The following is a 14,357-nucleotide window of genomic DNA, read 5'->3' on the forward strand; positions in this document are numbered from 1 at the left end:
TTGATAGTGTTTCTAATAATTTTATCGTTTACACTGATTTAACATAATATTTCAATTTAATTAAAAAAATGTTAAAACACCCGTAAACAGCTGGCTTGTAAAGTCACTATACCTTTGTCCCCAGTTAATCTATTATATGAAAAAAGCAAAGATTTTATTGGGACTTCTGTTTTTGGGTGTAGGAACTATTGCCTATGCACAAACTACACAGGCTTCTATTGTAGGGAAAATTACCGGCAAAAATGTTCAGGAAAAAGTAAAAGTTACCATTGTGAATGAGTCTACCGGTTTCCGTACAGTAACAGAAACTAATTCTAAAGGTGAATATATTTTCAAAGAAATACCTCTGGGAGGACCATATACGGTGATCGTAAATGATGAAAAAAAGGAGGGCTACAATGTGAATTTTGGAGATCAGGTTACTGTGAATCTCGATTTGGATGAAAGCGAAAAAATGATTGAAGAAGTAATCATTAATGGAAACCTTAAAAATAAAATAGGAAACTTAGGAGCTGCAACAGCAATATCTGCAAAAAATATAGGTATTTTACCCGTAAACGGAAGAAATTTTACCAGTCTTACGGAATTGTCTCCTTTGAGTGGGAAAGGTGGAAATTTATCAGGGCAATTGGGATCTTCTACCAATTTTACCATAGACGGAATGACTGCTAAAAATCCTACTTCTGCAGGATCTACAACCAGCCGAAGCGGTGCGCCATTTTCTATATCGATTGAGGCGGTACGAGAATTTAAAATCACAACCAATCAGTATGATGTGACTTTGGGTAGAAGTGGAGGCGGAACGGTAAGTGCAGTTACAAAATCCGGAACCAATAAATTTTCGGGAAGTGCATGGGAGTATTTAAGAACCAATTGGCTATCGAGCCCGTACGATATCAGAGGAAATAAAAGGACCAACGATTTTTCGACTTCTCAGTTTGGATTCTCTTTGGGTGGGCCGATTATTAAAAATAAACTTCACTTTTTTGCAGCTTGGGATCACCAGCTAGATTCGAGACCGTTGATTATTGCCGATATTAAATCGAATGAGGATGAAGCGAGATTTAATATTACGAACCAGACTCTGAATCAGTTTGTAGATATTGCGAGAGCAAAATATGGTGTTGGAAATACGCCTCAGTTTGGAAGTTTCGATAAAGTGAGAAATTCTGACGCAGGATTTTTACGTCTTGACTGGCAGATTAATGATAAAAACTTATTGACGGTACGAAACAATTTCACCTACGATTTGAATAAAAACGGTTTGGGTGACAACACGGCTATTAATTTCTTTGAATCATTCGCAAATGACAAGAATCTTGATAACAGTTTGTTGTTTACCTTGAGAACAAATGTAAAATCTAATTTAACCAACGAATTAAAAGCTCAATATTTATACACTTTTCAGGATAGTTATCAAAACGATCAGTTAGGACATCCGGTTCCGAGAGCAATTGTGGAGGGAGTGGCATCAACTCTTTTTGATGGAAGCAAAAAAACAACGAATATTCAGATTGGCGGGCACCGTTTCGCACAGGAAAGCTTTAGAAATAATGTTTTTCAGATCGTTGATAATTTATATTACAATACAGACAAAGTAAAATATACATTTGGAGCTGACTTGATGTACACAAAATCAAAATCGGTGTATGGAAGTGAGGTAAATGGCAGATTTCATTATCAGGGAATAGATGCTTTTAATAACCTTGTTTCAAACAGATATTACAGAGAAGTTCCTTTGGTGGAAGACCCTTCAGTAAAATCGAGCATTTGGAATATTGGCGTGTACGGGCAGTTTCAGACAAAACTTGCGACTGGTCTTGATTTTATGGGAGGTGTTAGATTGGATTACGGTGGATATCCGAAAGCAGAATTTAACCAAAAACTGTTTGACGAAATGGGAATACGTACAGATAATAAGATTAAATCTTTTGTAATTCAGCCGAGATTTCAGTTTGACTGGAATATAAATGAAGGCAATAAAGATTTCATAAAATTCGGAGCCGGTATCTTCTCTTCTGATATTAATAATTATATGGTAATCAATAATTTAGTATTTGATGGGAAACATTTGGCAACCGTTGATATCAATCCTTCCGAGATTGGTCTTACTCCAGACTTCATCAGTTACCGAAATGATTACGGAACTGTACCTACATTGTCTCAATACCAGCTGCCAACCATCAATTATACAGGAAAAGATGCTAAAATTCCTATCGTTTATAAAGCCAATTTCTCTTATACCCATTTCTTCAATGAAAGGTTCAGAGCGGGAATTGCCGGTTATATGGCTTTAGGAAGAAACAACTACTTCTATTACGACAGAAATATGCAGGCAAATCCTTTCATCACGTTGGCAAATGAAGGCGGAAGAGGTGTGTTTGTTCCTATAAAAGGGATTACCAATAATGCAAACAATACCGTAACTCTAAATTGGAAAGATGGTAGAATTAACAACAACTTCGGAAGAGTACTCGAATTGGTAAGTGATGGTAAGGTGAATCAGTTTTCATTTGTGTTTGATACAAGCTACCGTTACTGGAAAGATGGTGAGATCACGGCAAGTTATACATGGTCAGATATCAGAGACAATACTTCTTACAACGGAAATGTAGCCAATTCTGCTACATTATCTACTCTTGTTCAGGGTGATCCGAGAGATCTGAAAATGACGTATTCTGATAATCAATTCAGAAACAAAGTGGTTATTTACGGTAACTCACCTACAATTGCAGGATTTACCTTAGGATTAAGATATTCAGGAATTGGAGGAACACGTTTCTCGGTGACTGCAGGAGGAAATATCAATGGAGATTTTGTTGATTCTAATGATTTGGCGTATATTTTTCCTGAACTTACCCAATCTTTGATAAACGATCCTGAAGTTGGGAACGCTTTAAAAAATTATATCACAGATTACAACAATAAAATTGCAGAAAGAAATGGTGGAAAGAACGGTTTCTATGGAGTTTGGGATGTACGTTTAGCAAAAAAAATCAAGTTTGATAAAGTCGGTGCATTTGAACTTTCTGTTGATATTTTCAACTTTGCCAATTTGCTTAACAGAGAATGGGGTGTCAACAAATCATACGGAAATATGGCCTTGTACAGAGCTTCGAAGTTTAATACCACCACTCAACAATTTGAATATGTGAAAAATACGAACGGTTTGGCTCCATTATCAGGGAATCCTTATCAGATACAGATCGGAGCAAAATATTCATTCTAAAAAATAAGTACTAATTTTATCTAAAAGTCTGAAAAAGGCTTTTAGATTTTAATGATCAATCGATATTATGAAAAAGTTTATCTTAGGGTTTGCAGTTTTAACAACAGCTTTTATGAACGCACAAACCCAAATCATTGCACACAGAGGTTATTTTCAAACGCAACCTCCAACAACGGAAAATTCTATTACAGCATTGCAAAACGCTCAAAAATTAAAAATCTACGGATCTGAGTTTGATGTAAGAATGTCAAAAGACGGTGTCTTGGTCATTAATCACGATGAGCATCACGGTAAAATGGAAATTTCTGAAACCGACTTCAAAGAATTGGCAAAACTGAAACTATCAAATGGTGAAAAATATCCGACTTTAAAAGATTATCTCAAAGCTGGTAAAAAAGACAAAGCACTAAAGCTTATCGTAGAAATAAAGCCGGCAAAGACCGAAGAGTTGGAAAACGAATTGGTCGAAAAAACTATTGCCATGATCAAAGATATGAAGCTTGAGTCTCAATGTGAATACATTTCGTTCAGCTTAAATATCTGCAAACAGATCAAAAAAATTGCTCCAGATTTTAAAGTTCAGTATTTAAGAGGTGAACTTTCTCCACAGCAGATTAAAGAAGAAGGTTTAGACGGATTAGATTATCATTATTCAGTATTTCAGAAAAACCCGACATGGATTTCTGAAGCAAATGCTTTAGGATTAATCACCAATTCCTGGACGGTAAATGACGTTGAAATATATAATGAACTGAAAAAACAAGGAGTAAAATTTGTTACAACCAATATTCCGGATCAGCTGAAGAATAAGTAATATTCTGAATTTTTTCTATTATATAAAATCTGTCTCTTTCAAGGCAGATTTTTTTTATTAATAATCTCAGTTCTTTGCTCCGTAGGAATAAACTTTTATAGCAAAATTGCGTCAACAATCTTAAGCTCCGTAGGAGCGACACTTAATCTTTAAATTCAATTTATAAAAATTGCATACAAGCATAAAACTATTGAATTTAAACCTACCAACTGTCAACTAAACCCTATCAACAATTTTTTTTATTTTCTCAGGAAAAGACAATAAAGGTAGGACAAAATAAGCCACTTTTTGTATTAAAAATGATTCATGTTTTTAATGCTCTGTTAACTAAAAGCTTATACATAATCGTTAATCATAAGTTAATATGGCGTTTAGAAATTGTTTAAAATATGTTAAAACCGTATTAAAGCTATGCTGGTCATAGCTTTCTAATTTTGCGCAAACAAAAAAGTGTATGCGTAAAGAGACTCAAAAATTACTTCTTTTATCTGTGTTAGGATTGGTGAGCGTCAATATGGCAGCCCAGCAGCAGGTGAAGAAAGATACGATCAAAAATATTGATGAAGTTGTAGTGACAGCTCTGGGTATCAAAAGACAAGATAAATCCTTAGGTTATGTAGCCGAGAAAGTAGATGCTGAGGTTTTTGAAAACATTCAGAATAACAACTGGGCTCAAGGTCTTGAAGGTCGTGTTGCCGGTTTAAAAATTCAGACTGCAGGAGCAGGACCTTTAAGTTCTTCCAGAATAACTTTAAGAGGTGAAAAATCTTTTAACCTTGACGGAAACTACGCTTTGATTGTTGTTGATGGTGTTCCTTTAAGTAATTCCACAACCGGAACCGGAACTGCAGCTTATGGTGCAGGAACGGGAGGTGATTTGCCAATCGATTTAGGAAACGGTTTGAATAGCATCAATCCTGATGATATAGAATCTGTAACTATACTAAAAGGCGCTTCTGCAGCAGCTTTGTACGGTTCAAGAGCTGCAAACGGAGCTTTAATGGTTACCACAAAATCCGGGAAAAGTAAAAATGGAAAACTTAAGGTTTCTTTTAATTCTTCTTTAAGCTTTGATTCTGTTTTAAAATGGCCGGATTATCAGTATCAATACGGACAGGGGACTTTGGCTAAAAATACGGCAGGAGAATTCTTCTATTCTTACGGTGCCTCTGCAGATGGGGTAAGTACAAGTGGAACGAGTAGTGCTTTCGGACCTAAGTTTAACGGGCAATCTTATTTTCAGTATGATCCTAATCTTTTAGGACAAAGTGCAGAAAGACAATTGTGGAGACCGTATGAAGATAACATAAAAGGTTTTTGGGAAACGGGTGTAACTTCTTCTAATAATATTTCTGTTGAAAGCAGCACAGATAGAACAAGTTTCAGAACATCACTTTCTTATCTTGATAATAAATGGATGATGCCCAATACAGGGTTTGACCGTTTTAATATAGCGTTCTCATTGGATCATAAAGTAACAGATAAGTTTAAAATTTCAACAAAATTTAATTACGCCAATACAAAAAGTGACAATCTTCCCGCAACGGGATATAATAACCAGTCGATTTCTTATTTCATGATTTTCCAGAATCCGAATGTTGATTTGGCTTGGTATAAACCTATTTGGAAACCGGGACAGGAGCAGGTTGATCAGATTCACCCATTCAGTTCGTTTATTGATAATCCCTATTTGATTGCTTATCAAATGTTGAACGGTGTTGAAAAGAAAATGATTACAGGAAACATTTCAGGAACGTATGATTTTAATAAAAACTTCAGTTTGATGTTGAGATCAGGGATTGAAATGCTTGATGAAGAAAGAACAACGAAAAGACCTTACAGCTCTGCCAATTATTTAAAAGGTTTTTACAGAGAACAATACATTAAGAATAATGAATTTAATAATGATTTGTTATTCACATTCAAAAAAGATTTCAACAAATTTAATATTACTGCAAATGCAGGAGCAAGTGTTCGTTACAACGAATATGTAATGAATGATTACCGTGCAGAAGGTTTGAAAGTAATTGGAGATTATAGTTTAAATAACGCAATTTCTTTAATTACAAAAGTTCCGAAGCCAAATGATCAGCAAACTAATTCTGTATATGGTTTGTTGAGTGCAAATTATGATAACTTGGTGTTTTTGGATGTTACCGGAAGAAACGATTGGAGCAGCACGCTTCCTGTACAATACAGATCATTCTTTTATCCATCGGTGAGCAGTAGCTTTATTCTTTCTGATATATTTAAATTATCAAGTCCGACTTTCAATTATTGGAAATTAAGAGCTTCTTGGGCGAAAGTTGGGGTTGCAGGTCTTCCTTATCAGTTAGATAAATATTACACACCAAGTGATTTTATTGGTTCTGTTTTAACGCCAGGAACATATCCAAATCCATTATTAAAGCCTGAAGATAATACCAATATTGAAGCTGGGATGGATTTTTCAGTGTTGAAAAACAGATTAAGTTATAATGTAACGCTTTATCAGAATGATACCGATAATCAGATTATTACCATTCCTACATTATTAGAATCTGGTTATTCAAACAGAATTATTAATGCCGGAAAAGTAAGAAACAGAGGAGTTGAAATGAGCATGAATGCAATGCCTTTCAAAACCCAAAACTTCAGCTGGAACATTTCAGCAAACTGGACTTTAAACCGAAATAAAATCCTGACTTTACCTGACGAATTTGCAGGAGAAAGTTCTTACACAATTTCTACCGTAGCGGGAGTTCTATATTACAACGCAGTTGTTGGCGGTTCTTTGGGAGATCTTTACGGTTTCAAATTAGTAAGAAATGCTGACGGGCAAGTTGTTTATGATGCAACAACAGGACTTCCTTCAAGACCTGATAGAGTAGAGAAAGTAGGAAATGCATTCCCGAAATGGAGAGCCGGTCTTCAAAATGATTTCAAAATCAAAAACTGGCAGATCAGCTTCTCTTTTGACGGTCAGTATGGCGGAATGGCTTATTCACAAACTCATCACAAAATGTCTGAGCAAGGTAAACTTGAGAATACTTTGATGGGAAGAGATAACCCAAGCGGAACGATTGTAGGACAAGGTGTTGTTTTAAACCCTGACGGAACTTACAGCCCAAATACAAAAGCAGTTGGTTTAGCAGCATATTACGGTGATTACTACAGAAGAGCGAATATTGAGACCAATACTTTTGATACTTCTTTCATTAAATTGAGAGATGCAAGAATCGCCTATTCATTTTCAAAAGATGTGATTGCTCCATTAAAACTTACCGAACTTACTTTAGCTGTTTTTGGTAAAAACCTTTGGATGTGGACAAAGTTTCCAATGTTTGATCCTGAAGTCGCGGCTCTTAATGACTCTACAATCACTCCAGGTGCTGAAATTGGTCAGCTTCCATCGGCAAGAACTGTCGGTTTTCAAGTTAATTTAAAATTCTAAGATCAACCCATGAAAAAAATATTTTTATCTACCGCAATTGCTCTTTCGGTTTTTAGTATGAATTCTTGCGAAAGAAGCTTTGAAGAGATCAATACAGATACAAGCAAAATAAAGCAGCCTTCTGTAGGCAGTTTTCTCGTTCCGATTCAGTACGAAATGGGATCTTACGGATACAACAGAGCTGATGATTTTACATTCGATATCATGCAGGTCGCTTTGGATTTCCCTAATGAAGGAAACACAGTAAGCCGCTATTATTTAACGGAAAGTACCGGAAACGGATATTGGAATACAAGCTACAAATGGCTGAAACAGGTAAAAGAGCTTAATGAAGCGGCAAAAAAAGAGCAAAACAATAATTATCTCGCTATTTCTAAAGTTTTGAATGCTTGGATTATGGCCAATCTTACCGATGCGTTTGGCGATGTTCCGATGACGGAAGCTTTACGCCTTGAAGAGAATATCATGAAGCCAAAATATGATAAACAGAAAGACATCTATTTATCTCTTTTAAATGATCTTAAAGAAGCAAATACACTTTTTGATACCACAAAAACGTTGACTGAAGGTGATCTTTTCTTTCAGGCCAACGCAAGCACAGCCGGAATCATAAAGTGGAAAAAATTCTGTAATTCTCTTTCATTAAGACTTTTGACAAGGATTTTAAATAAAAATGGCGAAGTAGATGTGCACGCCAGAATCAATGAGATTATTAGTAACCCAACAGTTTATCCGATTTTTCAGAGTAATGCAGATGGTGCTACTTTAGATATTTCAGGTGTAGCACCATTGATGCCGCCGATTGCAAGACCGCAGGATTTTACAGCATATAGAGCTTCAGGAGGTTTTTTCACTCAGACTTTGGTAGACAATAATGACCCAAGATTAAGCATGTTTTTTACTCAGGCCAAAAGTCTTCCGCCTGCCAATGCAAATATTGGTTATAAAGGTGTTCCGTCTGGATACGCATTGGGATCTACGTTTGATTATCAACCTTCAAATCTGAATCAGAATTTAGCAAAAGCACCGCTGAAAATTTTGGTAATGCCTTATGCAGAACTTCAGTTTATTCTATCTGAATTGGCTTTTAAAGGAATTATTCTGGGAAGTGCACAAACGTTCTACGAAAGTGGAGTGAAAGCTACTTTGGAACAATGGGGAGCAACAATGCCTTCAAACTATTTTGCCAATCCTAAAGTAGCGTATAATGGAACCTTAGAAAGAATCATGCTTCAGAAATATGTAGGATTGTTCTTTGTAGATCATCAACAGTGGTATGAGCAGAGAAGAACAGGTTTTCCTGTATTGCCCAACAACGGAGGTTTGATGAATAACGCAAAAATGCCCCAGAGAATGCCTTATCCAACGGTTACAAAAGTTCAGAATTATGACAATTATTTAACAGCTTCTCAAAATATGGGTGGTGACAATATCAATACAAAAATGTGGTGGAATCAGTAATTCCAAATTAATCAATAATCAATATTAAAATGAACATAAAATTTTTACTGCCATCAGTACTCGTTTCAGCAATGGCATTTTCTCAGGCATCGGTTTCAGGATATGTTTTTGAAGATATCAATAAAAATCAGCAGAAAGAAAAACGTGAAAAAGGAATAGAAAATGTAGCCGTTTCAAACGGAGCTCAGGTTGTATTAACCGATAAAAACGGAAAATATAGCTTACCAATTACAGAAGGTCAGACAGTTTTTGTTATTAAACCATCCGGATATATGATGGCTTTAAATCAAAATAATTTACCGCAATATTACTATCAATACAAGCCTAAAGGTTCGCCTGCAGATTTTAAGTATAAAGGATCTGCACCTACAGGAGAACTTCCTAAAGAATTAAATTTTGCATTGCATAAACAGAACGAAAGCAAAAACTTTGATATTTTGGTTTTCGGAGATCCGCAGCCTTACACCGAAAAGCAGCTGGATTATTTTAAAAGAGCAATTGTAAATGAAGTAAAATCAACCAAGAAAAATGCAGTTTTCGGGATCAGTCTTGGTGATTTGGTAGGCGATGATCTGAGTCTTCAGAAACCTTATGCCGATGTGATGAAAGAAGTCGGTTTGCCTTGGTACAACGTGATGGGAAATCATGATATGAATTATGATGCTAAAGATGATCAGCTTTCAGACGAAACTTTTGAAGCTAATTTTGGTCCTGCCAATTATTCTTTCAATTACGGAAATGTACATTTTATTGTACTGGATGATATTCTTTATCCGGACCCAAGAGACGGAAAAGGATATTGGGGAGGTTTCAGAGAAGATCAGATTCAGTTTATCCAGAATGATTTAAAACTGGTCGATAAAAACAAACTGATTGTTGTTTCTTTTCACATTCCTTTAGATCATAACAATGAAGATAATTTCAGAAACGCAGATCGCCAGAAATTGTTTGATGCACTTTCTCCATTTGCAAATGCGTTGATGTTATCGGCTCATACTCACATTCAGCAGCAGATTTTTTACGGAAAAGCTCAAGGCTGGGAAGGTACAAAAGATCTTCATGAATATAATGTAGGAACTACTTGTGGAGATTGGTGGTCAGGGACTTCTGATGAAATTGGCTTGCCGACTTCTACGATGAGAGATGGTACCGCAAAAGGATATTCTTTCATCAGTTTTAATGATAATCAGTACAAGGTGAAGTATAAAACTGCAGGAAAACCTGAAGATTATCAAATTCAATTGTATGTTCCGAAAGTGATCCCTCATCCATCAAAAACTTCGGCTAAAATTTTGGCAAACTTCTTTATGGGAAGCAAAAAAGATAAAGTTCAATACAGAATTGATGGCGGAAAATGGGAAGAAATGGAATACAACGAAACTATCGATCCCAACTTTGCAAACGCTGTTTTTAAATGGGATTCTACAGAAAAAATATTCCCTGGAAGAAGGCCTTCAAATCCTGAACAGTCAAAACATATCTGGGCTGGAGGTTTTGGAAATAAATTAACACTCGGAAAGCACAAAGTTGAGGTGAAAGCTTTCGATATGTACGGAAATGAATTTTCGGCATCTGAAGAATTTGAAGTTCAAAACGCAGTGCTTATTCCTTAGAATCAGTTTTTACTTTTTATATATTACTTTCAGAAACCAGCTTATTCGTAAGCTGGTTTTGTTTGATATAGAATTTCCTGATAATTAATTTTCATTAAATCAAAAACATAAACGCTTGTTTAAAAAAAGGGTTTCGTAAATTTGCACCATTAAAATTTAAATAATGAATCTAAGCGGAAAAAACGCCATCATTACGGGTGGTGGTAGAGGTCTGGGAAAGTCTATAGCTTTACTTCTTGCCAATGAAGGCGTGAATATAGGAATCACCGGAAGAAACGAAGAAAACCTGAAAATGACTGTTGAGGAAATCAGAAAATCTGGTGTGAATGCAGCGTATGCGGTTTTTAGTATAGATAATGAAATCCATGTGAAAGCAGGAATAGAGTCGATTGCAGAGCAATTGGGTGGCGTAGATATTCTGATCAACAATGCAGGAATCGGAGATTTTGGTTCTATTGAAGAGATGCCTTCCGAAACTTGGGAACAGGTAATAAAAACCAATCTTTTCGGAGTGTATTATGCGGCAAAAGCAGTGTATCCGTTCTTAAAAGAAAAAGGCGAAGGTGATATTGTAAATGTAGCTTCTACAGCAGGTTTGAAAGGTGGACCAAATATGTCAGCTTATGCAGCTTCAAAAGCAGCAGTGGTTTCTTTATCTCAATCAATGATGGCAGAATGGAGGAAGCAAAACATTCGTGTAATTACTTTAACGCCGAGTACCATTGCTTCAGATATGTCTATCCAAGGCGGTTTAACAGACGGAAATCCAGATAAAGTTCTTCAGCCTGAAGATTTTGCAGAATGGGTAAGAGATATTTTGAAAATGAACAGACGTGCTTTGATAGCGAATGGTTCAATTTTCTCTACAAATCCATAAGAAAGAAGTTAGAAACTAGATATTAGAAGTTAATATTAGTAATGCTAAAATTTCCCTTCCTCGAAGGGCTGGTTTTTGTGAAACAGAAAGACGATAGTTATAAATAATAACAACTTCTACATTAAGATAATAAAATCAATAGAAGCGGGCTTTAGTCCGCTTTTGCTTTGACACGATACATGGCTTTAGCCAAAATATATTTTCTTTCAATTATAATCTTCATGGGTAAATCTCATCACCTTTAAACTTTTAAATACTTATTTTTGCAACAAATTATTCACATGCAAAATTATTTAGAATTCGATTTCAGGATTTCTCCACTTCAACCTTGGAACGAAATATTAATGGCAGAACTTATCGAGATAGGTTTCGACAGTTTTACAGAAGAAATTCATGGTATTTTAGGATATATTCAGAAAGAACTTTTCAAAGAAGAAGAATTGAAAGCGTTGCCTCTTTTTCAAAATGATGAGGTGAACATAGAATATTCTTTCACAGAAATGCCTAATATCAACTGGAATGAAGAATGGGAAAAGAATTTTGAACCGATTAATATTGATGATAAAGTATTAATCAGAGCAGAATTTCATGAATCTGTAGAAGGAATGCACGAAATTATCATTCAGCCAAAAATGTCTTTCGGAACAGGTCATCATCCGACAACGCATTTGATGATCCAACAAATGATGGATATTGATTTTAAAGACAAGAAAGTTTTAGACATGGGTTGCGGAACTTCTGTTTTGGCGATTTATGCAAAACAAATCGGAGCCGGAGATACAAAAGCGATAGATATTGACGAATGGTCAGTTGAAAACTCAAAAGAAAATGCTGCAAGAAACGGTGTGGAATTGGATATCGAACTGGGAACTGCAGACAATTTAGGAAAAGAAAATTACGACATCATTTTAGCAAATATCAACAGGAATATTTTGATTTCAGATATTCCAACTTACGTTTCTGTTTTAAATGAAGGTGGTAAATTATTGCTTTCAGGTTTGTGTTTCTTCGATGTTGATGATATTTTGGAGGTTTGTAAAGAAAACAATTTAGAACTGAAAAAGAAATTGCAGCGTGAAGAATGGGTAAGTTTATTGCTTGAAAAGTAAAATCTGTTATTATAATATTTTAATTTCAAGCTCAACCTCAACCTAATTAATATGAAACCATTCATCACCATTTTATTTTTATGCGTCATTCAGCTTTTTTCTGCGCAGGAAGAAGATTACGAATATGCAAACGGAGTTTTTCAGTTTGAAGAAAATAAAACACAGAAAATTTTCACCGATTTTACGAGAATCAGACAATCACCAAATGTCAATGCCCAAATTTTGGATTCTCTACAAACGAATCAACAAATTTTGATTCTTAAACAAGATGAAACTATTCTGAAATTAGGCGAAAGAAGAGCTAATTGGTACAAAATATCTTACCAGAAAGGTGATAAAACTTCCGAAGGTTACATTTGGGGCGGAAATCTTTGTGTAGGCTACAGAACTAAAAACGGATATGATTTCCTTTTTGGCTTAACGAAAACCATTAGTAAAAAAAATCCTGAGTTCGATGGAACAATTCAGCAAAATATTGCAGCCATCAAAATGGTTGAAGGAAACACACTGATTGATGAGATTTCTTTTGATACTGGTTCAGGCGAAAGTTTGAGTTACGGAACTTTCAATATTGAAAGCAATCATAAGCTGAAAAATGTAGAATTTACTTTAAAAGCTATGGTTTCGGGTGAAGCCTGTGGAATCGCAAGTTATGACCAGTATATTCTGGTAAAAGATAAAAAAATGATTGCGCTTCCTCAATTGATGAATGTCGGTGACGCAGATGTTTATTACCACAGCGAACAATTTGTTTTCCCTAACGATAAAGGCGGAATTCCCAACTCTTTTATCCTCAAGATGGAAGAGATGGAAAGAGATGAGAAAGACCGTGAAAAGAAGAAAAATGCATCAAAAACGTATCTTTGGAATGCCGATTCTTACCGACTGAAATAATCTTACCGATAAAATTTGAAAACCACTGTATATTTACGGTGGTTTTTGTTTTTATTAAACTTAAGATTATGAATTACTTTCTTTACGCACTTGAACATGTTTATATAGATAAAACTCACCGTGACAGTAAGTTTTTAGGATATTTTGACGATCCCGATAAAGCTCAAAAAGAAAAGGAAAGGTTATTGCTTTTCCGTGGATTTTCAGATTATCCTAACGATTTCTATTTAAAAAAAGTTGAATTAAATAAAATAAATTGGCAAAACGGTTTTACAGAGGTTGTTGGTGAGATGGGAAGAGATTATTTACCTGAAGATGATTTCATTCATGATTACAGCACAATAATTAAGGAATTAAATTTAGAAACAGTTTTTAAAGTAAGTCACGTTTATAGTATTCATACTTTCTTGGATGACGAAAGAGAAATAGGGGTGTTCTCTGATCAAAAAATGGCTACTGATGTTGTTGATTTCCTTAAACAAAAAGATGGGTTTAATAATTATCCAGATGATTTCATAGTGAGTGAAATTTTGTTAAATGATAAACAGTGGAGTTCTGGATTTGGATAATATTTGAAAATTGTGAGAAAATGAAATTGTAGATTTGGAAAAATTTAAATAATAACGGGTATAAAAAAATAAAAACTCACAATAGAAATTGTGAGTTTTAAGTGAGCGCTTCAGGATTCGAACCTGAGACCGTCCCGATTAATCGGGATGTTCTATCTAGCTGATAATGGATCAATCACAAAACTTGGGGAGAAAAAAAATATTGATAATTTTGTGGAATGTTAAACGATGCCGAACTCCTCAAATTATTTTTACCTGAACTCTTGATTGAGCATTTTGAGATTGTAAAATTTGCAGAAGAAAACAAAATCCTCCACCTCTACTTTGACGAGAAAAATATAGCTCCGAAAGAATTTTC

At 35.1% G+C, this 14,357-nt stretch carries 9 protein-coding genes; all 9 read left to right on the plus strand.

All coding sequences use genetic code 11. The features are described 5' to 3' along the window. The first annotated feature begins 136 nt into the window (after window positions 1-136). Window positions 137-3,229, plus strand: a complete 3,093-nt coding sequence (locus tag OH814_RS19285) for a TonB-dependent receptor (RefSeq protein WP_279196763.1) — start codon at window positions 137-139, stop codon at window positions 3,227-3,229. 67 nt (window positions 3,230-3,296) lie between these two features. Continuing rightward, the gene (locus OH814_RS19290; protein ID WP_279196762.1) at window positions 3,297-4,043 is read left to right on the plus strand and encodes a glycerophosphodiester phosphodiesterase family protein; all 747 of its coding nucleotides are present in this window, start codon (window positions 3,297-3,299) and stop codon (window positions 4,041-4,043) included. A 454-nt stretch (window positions 4,044-4,497) separates the two neighbouring features. Beyond that, window positions 4,498-7,476 (plus strand): SusC/RagA family TonB-linked outer membrane protein, encoded by a 2,979-nt coding sequence (locus OH814_RS19295; protein WP_308829285.1) that lies wholly within the window; start codon window positions 4,498-4,500, stop codon window positions 7,474-7,476. A 9-nt stretch (window positions 7,477-7,485) separates the two neighbouring features. After that, window positions 7,486-8,937: a SusD/RagB family nutrient-binding outer membrane lipoprotein gene (locus OH814_RS19300; protein WP_308829286.1), complete on the plus strand. Its 1,452-nt coding sequence runs from the start codon at window positions 7,486-7,488 to the stop codon at window positions 8,935-8,937. 29 nt (window positions 8,938-8,966) lie between these two features. Next, window positions 8,967-10,550, plus strand: a complete 1,584-nt coding sequence (locus OH814_RS19305) for a calcineurin-like phosphoesterase C-terminal domain-containing protein (protein WP_308829287.1) — start codon at window positions 8,967-8,969, stop codon at window positions 10,548-10,550. Between the two features lie 163 nt (window positions 10,551-10,713). Then, complete coding sequence (locus tag OH814_RS19310; protein WP_308829288.1) at window positions 10,714-11,427, plus strand: 3-ketoacyl-ACP reductase; 714 nt, start codon at window positions 10,714-10,716, stop codon at window positions 11,425-11,427. Window positions 11,428-11,708: 281 nt separating this feature from the next. Further along, window positions 11,709-12,536, plus strand: a complete 828-nt coding sequence (gene prmA, locus OH814_RS19315; RefSeq protein ID WP_308829289.1) for a 50S ribosomal protein L11 methyltransferase — start codon at window positions 11,709-11,711, stop codon at window positions 12,534-12,536. A 51-nt stretch (window positions 12,537-12,587) separates the two neighbouring features. Next, window positions 12,588-13,430, plus strand: coding sequence for an SH3 domain-containing protein (locus OH814_RS19320; RefSeq protein ID WP_308829290.1), 843 nt, complete (start codon window positions 12,588-12,590; stop codon window positions 13,428-13,430). 68 nt (window positions 13,431-13,498) lie between these two features. Continuing rightward, on the plus strand, window positions 13,499-13,999 hold the full coding sequence (locus OH814_RS19325) for a hypothetical protein (RefSeq protein ID WP_308829291.1): 501 nt from the start codon (window positions 13,499-13,501) through the stop codon (window positions 13,997-13,999). Window positions 14,000-14,357 lie beyond the last annotated feature (358 nt).

This window comes from Chryseobacterium sp. CFS15 (assembly GCF_031118795.1).
In the GTDB taxonomy this organism is placed as follows: Bacteria; Bacteroidota; Bacteroidia; order Flavobacteriales; family Weeksellaceae; genus Chryseobacterium; species Chryseobacterium indoltheticum.

Coding starts and splice junctions, on each gene's coding strand:
- OH814_RS19290 (WP_279196762.1), top strand. CDS start 3,297: ATGAAAAAGTTTATCTTAGGGTTTGCAGTTTTAACAACAGCTTTTATG.
- prmA (WP_308829289.1), top strand. CDS start 11,709: ATGCAAAATTATTTAGAATTCGATTTCAGGATTTCTCCACTTCAACCT.
- OH814_RS19320 (WP_308829290.1), top strand. CDS start 12,588: ATGAAACCATTCATCACCATTTTATTTTTATGCGTCATTCAGCTTTTT.
- OH814_RS19305 (WP_308829287.1), top strand. CDS start 8,967: ATGAACATAAAATTTTTACTGCCATCAGTACTCGTTTCAGCAATGGCA.
- OH814_RS19325 (WP_308829291.1), top strand. CDS start 13,499: ATGAATTACTTTCTTTACGCACTTGAACATGTTTATATAGATAAAACT.
- OH814_RS19295 (WP_308829285.1), top strand. CDS start 4,498: ATGCGTAAAGAGACTCAAAAATTACTTCTTTTATCTGTGTTAGGATTG.
- OH814_RS19300 (WP_308829286.1), top strand. CDS start 7,486: ATGAAAAAAATATTTTTATCTACCGCAATTGCTCTTTCGGTTTTTAGT.
- OH814_RS19285 (WP_279196763.1), top strand. CDS start 137: ATGAAAAAAGCAAAGATTTTATTGGGACTTCTGTTTTTGGGTGTAGGA.
- OH814_RS19310 (WP_308829288.1), top strand. CDS start 10,714: ATGAATCTAAGCGGAAAAAACGCCATCATTACGGGTGGTGGTAGAGGT.